Below are 12150 nucleotides of genomic sequence, written 5' to 3'. Positions count from 1 at the left end.
GGAGGGCGGAGGAGCGCGACCATGGGAATTCTGGATGGCCTGTTCGGGCACGGCAGCGACCTGAGCCAGGCGGAGCTCGGCGACCAGCTCGCGGGCGTCCTCACCGAGGGCGAGCCGGTGCGCGTCGCCTTCAAGGTGATCCGCGACCTCTTCGTCTTCACCGACCGGCGCCTGATCCTGGTCGACCGCCAGGGCCTGACCGGGCGGAAGGTCGAGTACCTGACCGTGCCCTACCGGGCGATCACCTCCTTCTCGGTGGAGACGGCCGGAAGCTTCGACTTCGATTCGGAGCTCAAGATCTGGGTCTCGGGCCGGCCCGACCCGATCCAGCGGACCCTGAAGCGGGGCGCCGACATCCTCGGCATCCAGCAGGCGATCGCGGCCTCGCTGAAATGACGGGCGCGGGCTCGCGCCCCCCGCTCAATGCTCGATCGCGCTGCCCGGGTCCTCCGAGGCGGCCTCCGAGACGATGAGGAGCGTGGCGGTCAGGACGCGCTCCCCGTCCCCGTCCCGGACGTCGGCGCGGATCTGGACGGCACTGCGCTGCGGCGATTGGTGGCTGACGAGTTCGGCCAGGGCCCGATGGGCCTCCGCGCGAACCGCCGCCATGTCCGGCAGCTCGACCCCCTGATCATCGCGCACATCGATGCAGTCCTGGATGTCGAAGTAGTAACGCGGCATGAGACCCGTTCAGATGACCCGGCAACCCGACCGCGCGCGGGCCAAGCTTCGACCGTCAAGAAAGTCGCAGACCGGTAGACGCGACACGCGGGGATTTGATCCAAGCTAATTATCACGGCTTCGTGAACAGCGTCACCGGATAGAGAATTCATGATGGCGTCCGAGGATTTCGATCCGCCGGGACCGGAATCCGTTCCCCGGGACCGGTCTGGTCCGACGCCCGTTGTTCTTCGCGGCCCGCCCCGATCCGCTCTTGCGGTCGGCTCCGAAAACGGTTATGCGCCGCCCTCGCGTTCGCTCCGGCCGGGGGCTGAACGGACGGTGCCGCTCGCGGCACAGGATGGGTTCCGACCCGATATCCGTCGTCCGGTGTCTCCGCCTTCGATCAACCGCTCGGGCCTGAATACGGCTCGAAGGGCTTGGCGCCGGGTGACGCGGAACCGAACCGGCCCGACCCCTGCGCACCTCCGCGTGCCGTCGGGCCCCATTCAAGCTGAAGGGCCCGCAATGCCTTTATACGAGCACGTCTTCCTGGCGCGCCAGGACGTGACGTCCCAACAGGTCGAGACCATGGTCGAGGCCTACAAGGGCGTCATCGAGCAGAACGGCGGCAAGATCGAGAAGATCGAGATGTGGGGCGTGAAGTCCCTCGCCTACCGCATCAAGAAGAACCGCAAGGCGCATTTCACGCTCCTCAACATCGAGGCTCCTCCGGCGGCCCTCGCCGAGATGGAGCGCCAGATGCAGATCTCGGAAGACGTCCTGCGCTTCATGACGATCCGCGTCGAGGAGCTCGAGGCCGAGCCGTCCGCGATGATGCAGAAGCGCGACCGCGACGACCGCAAGGATCGCGACCGCGGCCGTCGCCGTGACGACGAGGGCTTCGGTGGCGGCTTCGGCGGCGACCGTGATCGTGGCGACCGCGGTGATCGCGGTGACCGCCCTGAGCGCAGCTTCGGCGGGGAGAACTAAGTCATGGCATTTGGTGCTGGTGGTGGCGGCGGTGGCCGTCGTCCGTTCTTCCGTCGTCGCAAGACCTGCCCCTTCTCGGGCGCGAACGCCCCGAAGATCGACTACAAGGACGTGAAGCTCCTGTCCCGCTACGTCTCGGAGCGCGGCAAGATCGTGCCGAGCCGCATCACGGCGGTCTCGGCCAAGAAGCAGCGCGAGCTCGCCCAGGCGATCAAGCGCTCGCGCTTCCTCGGCCTGCTTCCCTACGTCATCAAGTAGGACATCGGCGCCCCGGCCCTCGCGGACGGGGCGCCGCTCAGGACCGGGTGCCCGCTCAGGGTCCCCGGGATCGTTGGGGCATTCCTCGCCTCTAACCCTGCTCCCATCGCGGGACAGCGGGACAGCGGATTGTGATGGTTCAGTCTCTCGGCATCGGTATCGGCGCGGGCCTCGTCTCGGCACTCCTCTTCGGCGTGCTCCTGAAGGCGACGCCCCTCGCGATCGTTCTCTACCTGCTCGCCCCCCTGCCGATCCTGATCGTCGGGCTCGGCTGGAGCCACAAGGCGGCGCTGACGGCCGCCGCGACCGGAACGGCCGCGCTCGCGATCTTCGTCTCCCCCTTCCTCGGGCTCGGGTTCAGCGCCTACCTGGCGGTTCCCGCCTGGTGGCTCGCCTATCTGGCGCTGCTCGGACGCCCCGGCGCCGACGGCAGCCTCGAATGGTACCCGACCGGCCGCCTGCTCGGCTGGACCGCCGCCACCGCCGCCCTCGCCTTCGTGGCCATCGCGGTGATCGCCTCCCCGAACTACGACACCTTCCAGTCGCAGCTGCGCGAGATGAGCGGCTCCCTCGTCCAGCTCCAGACCCGCGGCGCGTCAGCTCCCGAGAATCCGGCGACGCCGGACCAGGCCCCCCCTTCCTCCCCGGGCGCCGGAGCGTCCGCGCCGCCGGCGGGCGACCAGAAGGCGGAGGTCGCCGACGCGCTCGCGCGCATCGCGCCCGCCCTCGCGACCCAGGGGCTCGCGCTCCTGCTGACCCTGTATCTCTGGGCGGCGGCGCGGATCGTGCAGATCTCCGGGCGCCTGCCGCGTCCCTGGCCGGACCTGCCCTCCACGATGATGCCCCGGACCGTGCTGGTCCTGCTGGCGGCCTCGGTGATCCTCGGCTTCCTGCCGGGCTACGCCGGCGTGCTCGGCATGGCGCTCGCGGGCTCCCTCAGCGCCGCCTTCGCCCTGCAGGGGCTCTGCGCCTTCCACGACCGCAGCCGCGGCCGGCCCGCGCGCGGGGCGCTGCTGTTCGGCCTCTACCTCATCCTGTTCGTGACGCAGGGCATCGCCCTGTTCGCGCTGACCCTGTTCGGCATCGCCGACACCGCCCTCAACCTGCGCCGTCCCAAAGAGGGCGCCGGCAGACCCTGAGAGACCCGCCGCCCCGGCGGCACCCCTAACGAAGGAAGACCACCATGGAAGTGATCCTGCTCGAACGCGTCGCCAAGCTCGGCCAGATGGGCGAGACCGTGAACGTGAAGCCGGGCTTTGCCCGCAACTTCCTCCTCGCCCGCGGCAAGGCCCTGCGCGCGACGGACGCCAACAAGAAGCGCTTCGAGGGCCAGCGCGCCCAGCTCGAGGCCCGCAACCTCGAGCGCCGCAACGAGGCCCAGGCCGTCGCCGACAAGCTCAACGGGCAGAGCTTCATCCTGATTCGCCAGTCCGGCGAGACGGGCGTGCTCTACGGCTCGGTCTCGACCCGTGATCTCGCCGAGGTCGTCACCCAGGAAGGCTTCAGCGTCGGCCGCGACCAGTTCGCCCTGAACCAGCCGATCAAGACCCTCGGCCTGCACACCGTCCCGGTGGTGCTGCACCCCGAGGTCGAGGTCACCGTCACGGTCAACGTGGCGCGCAGCCCCGAGGAGGCCGAGCGTCAGGCCCGCGGTGAGTCGGTCACCGAGCGCGAGGCGTTCAACCTCGACGACCTCGGCCTCGAGGTCGGTGCGGCGCTCGCCGAATCCGGCGAGGGCGACGAGGGCTGAGGATCCGAAATCCCCGTTCTCCACCGGTGGAGAACGGGGATCCCGGCCCGCAAGGGTTGACACGTTCCACATTTGTTCCAGCATGGACGCCCGCCGCTTCCGGAGCGGCGGGCGTCTTGCGTCTCGGGCGGCCGCCCCTCCGGCGCTCGAAGCCGGCCGCGGCTAAGCATCGGCTAACCATGCCGATGCCATGGTCGTCGGGTGTTTTTGGACAGCGGCCGCCGCGGCCGCGCGAGACTCGGAGCGATCCTGCCGATGGCCCTGCCCAATGCCCTGACGGCGAAGCTCGAAGCGGTTCAGGCCGAATACCGTGTCGCGCCCCACAACATCGACGCGGAGCAGGCGCTGCTCGGCGCCATCCTGGTCAACAACGATGCCTATTACAGGGTCTCGGACTTCCTCCTGCCCGAGCATTTCATGGAGGAGGCGCACCAGCAGATCTTCCAGGTGGCCACCAGCCTGATCAAGGCCGGCAAGCTCGCGACCCCCATCACCCTGAAGACCTACCTGGGCGACGCCGATTTCGGCGGCCAGACCGTGATGCAGTACCTCGCCCGGCTCGCCGCCGACGCGACGACCGTCATCAACGCGGGCGATTACGGCCGGGCGATCTACGACCTCGCGATCCGGCGCCGCCTCATCACCATCGGGGAGGATCTGGTCAACGGTGCCTACGAGGCCCCCGTCGAGGCGGCCCCCCGCGACCAGATCGAGGCCACCGAGCGGCGCCTCTACGAACTCGCCGAATCCGGCAAGTACGACGGCGGCTTCCAGAAATTCTCGGACGCGCTCACCGCCGCCGTCGACATGGCCGCCAAGGCCTACCAGCGCGACGGCAAGCTCTCGGGCATCGCCACGGGCCTGTCCGACCTCGATGCCAAGATGGGCGGCCTGCAGCCCTCCGACCTGATCATCCTCGCGGGGCGCCCGGCCATGGGCAAGACCTCGCTCGTCACCAACATCGCCTTCAACATCGCCAAGGCCTACCAGGGCGAGAGGAAGCCGGACGGCACCATCGAGACCAAGAACGGCGGCATCGTCGGGTTCTTCTCCCTCGAGATGTCGGCCGAGCAATTGGCGACCCGCATCATCGCCGAGCAATCCGGCGTCCCCTCCTACAAGATCCGTCGCGGCGACATCCGGCCCGAGGATTTCTACAAGATCACTGACGCCGCCCGGGACATGCAGACGATCCCGTTCTACATCGACCAGACCGGCGGCATCTCGATCGCGCAGCTCGCCGCCCGCGCCCGCCGGCTCAAGCGCCAGAAGGGGCTCGATCTCCTCATCGTCGATTACCTGCAGCTTCTCTCGGGCTCGTCCAAGAAGGGCGACAACCGCGTGCAGGAGATGACCGAGATCACCACCGGCATGAAGGCGCTCGCCAAGGAATTGAGCGTGCCGATCATCGCCCTGTCCCAGCTCTCGCGTCAGGTCGAGAACCGCGACGACAAGCGCCCGCAGCTCTCGGACCTGCGCGAATCGGGCTCGATCGAGCAGGACGCCGACGTGGTGATGTTCGTGTTCCGCGAGGAATACTACGTCAACAACAAGAAGCCCCGCGAGGGCACCGAGGAGTTCTTCGCCTGGGAGGCGGAGATGAACCGCGTCCACGGCAAGGCCGAGGTCATCCTCGGCAAGCAGCGCCACGGCCCCACCGGCACCGTCGAGCTTCAGTTCGACGCCAACATCACCCGGTTCTCGAATCTCGCGCAGTCGGATCGGATCCCGGATCAGATGTGAGCGGGGGCCGGCGCACGAGGCGCCGGCTCACCCGGTTGCTGGCCGCCGCTCCAGGCTCGCGATCGCGCGCGGCACTTCGGCCCACGATCCGGCCGCGTGGACGCCCGCCGCCGGGGATGAGCCGGATTCTTGCAGCGGCCCCATCCCCGGCTCGCCCCGCGAACGCGTCCGAAGCCTATCCGGGCCACCTCGGTTGCGGCTAGGAGGGGCGGACGACGCAGGACACCGAGCCATCTCGCGCGCGACACATCCGATGGAACAGCAACCCACGCCGGACGACGCCCTCGCCTTCCATGGCGGCCGCCTCACCGTCGATCTCGCGGGGATCGCGGAGAACTGGCGCCGGCTCGGGGCCGAGGCGCCCGGCATCCCCTGCGCCGCCGTGGTGAAGGCCGACGCCTACGGGTGCGGGCTCGCGGCTGTGGCGGCGGCACTCTGGGCGGCGGGGTGCCGAACCTTCTTCGTGGCGCATTTGAGCGAGGCGGTGGAGGCCCGGACGGCGATACCCGAGGCCACGGTCTACGTGCTGAACGGGCTGCTGCCCGGCAGCGGGACGGCCCTCGTCGCGCATGGCCTGCGTCCGGTGCTCGGCGCGCGCGAGGAACTCGTCGAGTGGGCCGCGCTCGCAGCCGAGGCCGGGCGGATCCTGCCCGCCGCACTCCACGTCGATACCGGCATGAACCGTCTCGGGCTCTCGGTGCCGGACGCGCTCTCCTGCGCGGGCGATCCGCTGCTGCCCCGGGCCGGCATCGTCCTCCTGATGAGCCATCTCGTCAGCGCGGAACTCCCCGACGATTCGGTCAATGCCCGTCAGATCGCCGATTTCGCCCGCGTCCGGGCGGCGCTGCCAGGCATCCCGGCCTCCCTGGCGAATTCCTCCGGCGTCTATCTCGGTTCGGGGGCGCATCACGACCTGCTGCGCCCGGGCTACGCCATGTTCGGCGGCAATCCGACGCCGGGCCGCCCGAATCCGATGCGCCCGGTCGTCCGCCTCGAGGCCCGGATCGCGCAGATCCGCCACGTCGAGGCCGGTGACCGTGTCGGCTACAATGGCCGCTGGACGGCCCCGGGGCCGCGGCGTCTGGCGACCCTGTCCCTCGGTTACGCGGACGGCTATCCCCGTGCCGCGAGCGGGCGCGGCCATGCGCTGGTCGGCGGCGCCGCCTGCCCGATCCTCGGCTTGATCTCCATGGACCTGATCATCCTCGACGTCACCGAGGCGCCCGGCGCCCGGCGCGGCGACACGGCGATCCTGATCGGCGACAGCCTCGATCTCGACCGGGTCGGCCGGGCGGCGGGCACCATCGGATACGAGATCCTGACGGGGCTGGGTTCCCGTTATGTTCGCCACTATGTAGGAGGGACGGCGACGCCTGCGGCGGCCGATCCCATCCGCGCCCGATGAGCGGGACGCCGGTGATTCGCGGATCGCGAGCGAGTCTCGAAGAGTGGCCTGGGCGAATCGTGTCTCGCGAGCCCTCCGGGCCTGCGATCCGCGATCACCGGCGCCGCGAAACGAGGCCCCGGGATGGACGGCCGATCGACGGATGACCTGAGGCCATGGCCAAGATCCACCAGACCTTCATCTGCCAGTCCTGCGGGGCGGTCTACAATCGCTGGCGCGGGCGCTGCGAGGCCTGCAACGGCTGGAACACGATCGTGGAGGAGACCCCGGGCGGCTCCGGTCCGCAGGCCGGGCCCGCGTCGACGCGGGCGTCCCGGGCACGCGGGCGGGTGTTCCCGCTGGAGGGCCTGACCGGCGAGGCCAAGCAGGCGCCGCGCATTCCGTCGGGGATCGCCGAGCTCGACCGCGTCACCGGCGGCGGCTTCGTCCGCGGGTCCGTCATCCTCCTCGGGGGCGATCCCGGAATCGGGAAATCCACCCTCCTGATGCAGGCCTCGGCCGCGATGGCGGGCACGGGCGAGCGCGTCGCCTACATCTCGGGCGAGGAGGCGGTGGGGCAGGTGCGCCTGCGGGCCGAGCGCCTCGGGCTCGCCGACAAGCCCGTGGAACTCGCCGCCGAGACCAATGTCGAGGACATCGTCGAGACCCTGTCGCAGGGGCGCCCGCCCGCCCTCGCGATCATCGATTCGATCCAGACCATGTGGACCGAGACGGTCGAATCGGCGCCCGGAACGGTCACGCAGGTGCGCTCCTCGGCCCAGAGCCTGATCCGGTTCGCCAAGACCACCGGCACCGCCGTGATCCTGGTCGGCCACGTCACCAAGGACGGGCAGATCGCGGGGCCCCGCGTCGTCGAGCACATGGTGGACGCGGTCGCGTCCTTCGAGGGCGACCAGGGCCACCATTTCCGCATCCTGCGCGCCGTGAAGAACCGCTTCGGGCCGACCGACGAGATCGGCGTCTTCGAGATGACGGATGGCGGCTTGGCCGAGGTGCCGAACCCGTCCGCCCTCTTCCTCGCCGGCCGTGACCACGCCGCCCCGGGAACCGCGGTCTTCGCCGGGATGGAGGGGACGCGCCCCCTCCTCGTCGAGATCCAGGCACTGGTCGCACCGTCCTCCCTCGGCATGCCGCGCCGCGCCGTCGTCGGCTGGGACCCCAACCGCCTCTCGATGGTGCTGGCGGTGCTGGAAGCCCATGGGGGGATCCGGCTCGGGACGCACGACGTCTACCTCAACGTCGCGGGCGGCCTGCGCATCGGCGAGCCCGCGGCCGACCTCGCCGTGGCAGCCGCCCTGGTCTCGTCCCTGTCGGGCGCCGTCCTGCCGAGCGAGAGCGTCTATTTCGGCGAGATCGGGCTCTCGGGCGCGATCCGGCCGGTTGCGCAGGCCAATGCCCGCCTGAAGGAGGCGCAGAAGCTCGGCTTCGCGCGGGCCCTGACGCCGCAGAGCCGCGGCGAGAGCGGCGCGACGCCGCTCCCCACGGAGGCGCTCCGCCACATCGCCGACCTCGTCTCGGGCATCGCCGCCAACGCGCCCCGGCGGGCGGGCTCGGGCCGCGGTTCGAGCCGCTACGACGAGGAGGAATGACGCGTTCCGGGCCTGCGCGACGCGGCGGGACCCCGTTCGGACGTTGTATTTTCGGGCACCCGCCCGGGTTTTCACCGGGTGGCGCCATCATCCGGTCGGCCCGAGGGTGACGGCCGAGGTTCGGCGGAGTATACAGGGGCCGCGGTCCGGGGGAGCCGCACGACACCCGTGATGCCATCGCATCTCCCCGTGTAGCTTACAGGACGCGATGCCGTTCTCCATTCTCGATCTCGTGGTGCTCGGTATCGTCGTGATCTCCGCGCTGCTCGCAGCCGTGCGCGGCGTCACCCGCGAAGTCCTCGCCATCATCGCCTGGGTCGCGGCCGCCGCCGTCGCCTGGTCGTTCCACCCGCTCCTCTTGCCGACCGTGAAGCAGCACGTCACCAGCGATACGGTGGCGCTCGTGGCGTCGATCGCGGCGATCTTCCTCGGCACGCTGATCGTCGTCTCGATCATCACGGTGAAGATCTCGGACGTGGTGCTCGATTCCCGCATCGGCGCCGTCGACCGCTCCCTCGGCTTCCTGTTCGGCGCCGGGCGCGGGTTCCTGATCTGCGTGATCGGCTGGGTGTTCCTCGCCTGGCTCGTGCAGGGCAAGATGCCCGAATGGGCCGCGCAGGCCCGCTCCCGTCCGATGCTCGAGAAGTCCGGCGACGCCCTGGTGGCGCAGCTGCCGGAGAATCCCGAAGGGTTCCTGAAGCAGTTCAAGAAGCCGAAGATCGAGACGCCCCCGAACGAGCCGGTCGACGCCCCCGCCGAGACCGATGCGCCGGCGCAGCGCCGGAGCGATGTCGGCGGACAACCGGCAGTCGTGCCCGCACCGCGACGCTGATCTGCTCGCGGCGCCGCTTGGTTGTCGCCTCGACACCACCTAGATACCGGTCACTCGACGATGCCGGGGAGAGCTTCCAGAGGCGTGTCGGGCGCAGGCGACTGCCCCGCCGCGCCGCGCGTGACGTTGAGCCGACGGCGACCAGGGATCACCATCAGCATGTCAGAGAGCTCCGCGCCCGTTCAGCCGCTGCCCGGCTTCGCCGATGGGCTCGACCGCGATGGGGATACGCTGCGCGAGGAGTGCGGCGTCTTCGGGATCTTCGGCCACCCGGACGCCTCGGCGGTCGTGGCACTCGGCCTCCACGCCCTGCAGCACCGCGGTCAGGAGGCGGCGGGCATCGTCTCCTTCGATGGCGAGATCTTCCATTCCGAGCGCCGACCGGGCCTCGTCGGCGATTCCTTCTCGGACCGCGCCACGATCGAGCGGCTTCGGGGCCGCTCCGCGATCGGGCACGTGCGCTACTCGACGACCGGCGGCACCATCCTGCGCAACGTGCAGCCGCTCTTCGCGGAACTCGCCGGCGGCGGCCTCGCGGTCGCCCATAACGGCAACCTGACGAATGCCCTCTCGATCCGCCGCGACCTCGTGCGGGACGGGGCCATCACCCAGTCCACGTCGGACACGGAGGTCATCCTCCACCTCGCCGCCCGCAGCCGGTCGCCGCGGATCATCGAGCGCTTCATCGACGCGCTGCGCCAGATCGAGGGGGCTTACGCCCTCGTCGCCCTGACGAACAAGAAGCTGATCGGCGCGCGCGACCCGATGGGCATCCGCCCCCTCGTGCTCGGCGAACTCGACGGCCGCTACATCCTGGCGTCGGAGACCTGCGCCCTCGACATCATCGGCGCGAAATTCGTGCGCGACGTCGAGAACGGGGAAATCGTGGTGATCTCGGACGAAGGCGTGCAATCGATCCGCTTCGCCGAGAAGCAGCCGATCCGCCCCTGCATCTTCGAGTATATCTACTTCGCCCGGCCCGATTCGATCGTGAACGGCAAGAGTGTCTACACGGTTCGCAAGAACATCGGCTCCGAGCTGGCGCGCGAGGCGCCCGCCCCGGCCGACATCGTGGTGCCGGTGCCGGATTCCGGCGTCCCCGCCGCCCTGGGCTTCTCGCAGCAGACCGGGATCCCCTTCGAGATGGGGATCATCCGCAACCACTACGTCGGTCGCACCTTCATCCAGCCGACGCAATCGGTGCGCGAGCTCGGCGTGCGCATGAAGCACTCGGCGAACCGCGCGGCGGTCGAGGGCAAGAGCATCGTCCTCGTGGACGACAGCCTGGTCCGGGGCACCACCTCCGTGAAGATCGTCCGGATGATGCGCGAGGCCGGCGCTAAGGCCGTGCATTTCCGCATCGCGTCGCCGCCGATCACCTATCCGGACTTCTACGGGATCGACACGCCGGAGCGCGAGAAGCTCCTCGCGGCCACGCACGATCTCGAGGGGATGCGCCAGTATATCGGCGCCGATTCCCTGGCCTTCCTGTCGATCGATGGCCTCTACCGGGCGATGGGCGAGGCGGGGCGCAACGAGGCCTGCCCGCAATACACCGACCATTGCTTCACGGGCGACTATCCGACCGGCCTGACGGATCTCGCCATCGCGGGCCCGCGCCGGCTCGCGATGCTGGCCGAGGCCGACTGAGCCCATGACGATCTCCCCCGACAAGCCCCTCGACGGCCGCGTGGCCGTCGTCACCGGTGCCTCGCGCGGCATCGGCCGCGCCGCCGCCCTCGCCCTGGCGCGCGCGGGCGCCCACGTCGTCGCGGTGGCGCGCACGCAGGGCGCCCTCGAGGAACTCGACGATGCGATCCGGCAGGCCGGCTCCGGTGCGACGCTGGTGCCCCTGAACCTGACCGATTACGACGCGATCGACCGCCTCGGGCAAGCGATCCACGACCGCTGGAAGAAGCTCGACATCGTGGTCGGCAATGCCGGCATCCTCGGCAACCTGATGCCGATCGGGCACGTGACCCCGAAGGTCTGGCAGCAGGTGATGGACATCAACGTCACGGCGAACTGGCGACTGATCCGCTCGTTCGACCCGCTGCTGCGGATGTCCGATGCCGGCCGGGCGATCTTCGTGACCTCCGGGGCCTCGACGAAGTGCCGGGCCTATTGGGGGCCGTACTCGGTCTCGAAGGCAGCCCTCGACGCGCTGGTGCGCACCTATGCGGCCGAGACGGAAACCACCGCGATCAAGGCCATGCTGCTGAACCCGGGGCCCCTGCGCACGGCCATGCGCCACGCCGCCATGCCGGGCGAGGATCCCGAGACCCTGAAGACGCCGGAGGATCTGGCACCGCATTTCGTGCGCCTGGCGAGCCCGGACTGGACGGAGACGGGCAAGATCTATGACTTCCCGCAGGACCGGGTGCTGGCGCCGCAGGCGCCGGCCTGAACGCCGCGCGGGAGCGGGATCCGCGCGCGCGCCGGCCGGTTTCCGCGAGCATCGCCCACGAGACAGCGCCCATCGGGAGGGACGGACCGGGATGATCGACGTTCGCTGCATCTGCGCCATCGGGCAGCGCGGGCAACTCGGCCTCAACGGGCACCTGCCCTGGGAGGGCAACACCGATCCGCTCTTCGTCGAGGACGTCACCCGCTTCTTCGCGCTGACGATGGGACACGTCCTGATTGCAGGTCCGAAGACCGTGGCCTCGGTGCCGGACTTCGCCTTCAAGGATCGGACGATCGACGTGATCCGCTCGCACGAGGCCCCCGAGGAAGTCCTGACGCGCTATCCGGGGCGGCGCATCTTCGTCGGCGGCGGCATCGCGGTGTGGAACGTCTACGCCCCCTACATCCAGAACTGGGACGTCACCCGCCTGCCCTATGACGGGGAGGCCGACCGCTGGTTCGATCCGGCTTGGCTGGTGGGGGGGGCCTTGCGGAGCTGAGGGCACAGAAACGG

The 12150-nt window shown here is 69.9% G+C and carries 13 protein-coding genes; 12 read left to right on the top strand and 1 reads right to left on the bottom strand.

Translation table 11 applies throughout. The features are described 5' to 3' along the window. Nucleotides 1–21 precede the first annotated feature (21 nt). A complete protein-coding gene (locus tag F6X51_RS00350) occupies nt 22–396 on the top strand; it encodes a PH domain-containing protein (protein WP_150960869.1) in 375 nt (124 codons plus the stop codon). A gap of 24 nt (nt 397–420) precedes the next feature. On the opposite strand, the gene F6X51_RS00345 is transcribed toward F6X51_RS00350, so the two are convergent. Further along, nucleotides 421–681 (bottom strand): DUF6894 family protein, encoded by a 261-nt coding sequence (locus F6X51_RS00345; protein ID WP_150960867.1) that lies wholly within the window; start codon nt 679–681, stop codon nt 421–423. Between the two features lie 507 nt (nt 682–1188). On the opposite strand from F6X51_RS00345, the gene rpsF reads away from it, so the two are divergent. From rpsF to F6X51_RS00290, 11 genes are all read left to right on the top strand, one after another. Further along, nucleotides 1189–1653 carry a 30S ribosomal protein S6 gene (rpsF, locus tag F6X51_RS00340; protein WP_150960865.1) on the top strand — a complete coding sequence of 155 codons (465 nt, stop codon included), beginning with the start codon at nt 1189–1191 and terminating at the stop codon, nt 1651–1653. A 3-nt stretch (nt 1654–1656) separates the two neighbouring features. Beyond that, nucleotides 1657–1911, top strand: coding sequence for a 30S ribosomal protein S18 (gene rpsR / locus F6X51_RS00335; RefSeq protein WP_091948993.1), 255 nt, complete (start codon nt 1657–1659; stop codon nt 1909–1911). A 134-nt stretch (nt 1912–2045) separates the two neighbouring features. Beyond that, nucleotides 2046–3050, top strand: coding sequence for a DUF2232 domain-containing protein (locus F6X51_RS00330; protein WP_150960863.1), 1005 nt, complete (start codon nt 2046–2048; stop codon nt 3048–3050). Nucleotides 3051–3094: 44 nt separating this feature from the next. Further along, complete coding sequence (gene rplI / locus F6X51_RS00325; protein ID WP_150960861.1) at nt 3095–3661, top strand: 50S ribosomal protein L9; 567 nt, start codon at nt 3095–3097, stop codon at nt 3659–3661. A gap of 255 nt (nt 3662–3916) precedes the next feature. After that, nucleotides 3917–5404: a replicative DNA helicase gene (locus F6X51_RS00320; protein WP_150960859.1), complete on the top strand. Its 1488-nt coding sequence runs from the start codon at nt 3917–3919 to the stop codon at nt 5402–5404. Between the two features lie 253 nt (nt 5405–5657). Next, on the top strand, nt 5658–6809 hold the full coding sequence (alr, locus tag F6X51_RS00315; protein WP_150960857.1) for an alanine racemase: 1152 nt from the start codon (nt 5658–5660) through the stop codon (nt 6807–6809). Between the two features lie 155 nt (nt 6810–6964). Beyond that, a complete protein-coding gene (radA, locus tag F6X51_RS00310; protein WP_150960856.1) occupies nt 6965–8398 on the top strand; it encodes a DNA repair protein RadA in 1434 nt (477 codons plus the stop codon). 208 nt (nt 8399–8606) lie between these two features. Beyond that, on the top strand, nt 8607–9230 hold the full coding sequence (locus F6X51_RS00305) for a CvpA family protein (protein ID WP_150960853.1): 624 nt from the start codon (nt 8607–8609) through the stop codon (nt 9228–9230). A gap of 159 nt (nt 9231–9389) precedes the next feature. Beyond that, nucleotides 9390–10880, top strand: a complete 1491-nt coding sequence (purF, locus tag F6X51_RS00300; RefSeq protein WP_150960851.1) for an amidophosphoribosyltransferase — start codon at nt 9390–9392, stop codon at nt 10878–10880. A gap of 4 nt (nt 10881–10884) precedes the next feature. After that, the gene (locus F6X51_RS00295; RefSeq protein ID WP_150960849.1) at nt 10885–11637 is read left to right on the top strand and encodes an SDR family NAD(P)-dependent oxidoreductase; all 753 of its coding nucleotides are present in this window, start codon (nt 10885–10887) and stop codon (nt 11635–11637) included. 91 nt (nt 11638–11728) lie between these two features. Further along, nucleotides 11729–12136 (top strand): dihydrofolate reductase, encoded by a 408-nt coding sequence (locus F6X51_RS00290; RefSeq protein WP_150960847.1) that lies wholly within the window; start codon nt 11729–11731, stop codon nt 12134–12136. Nucleotides 12137–12150 lie beyond the last annotated feature (14 nt).

The sequence above is a fragment of the Methylobacterium planeticum genome, from assembly GCF_008806345.1.
GTDB lineage: Bacteria > Pseudomonadota > Alphaproteobacteria > Rhizobiales > Beijerinckiaceae > Methylobacterium > Methylobacterium planeticum.
This window is presented reverse-complemented; position numbering and strand designations above follow the sequence as displayed.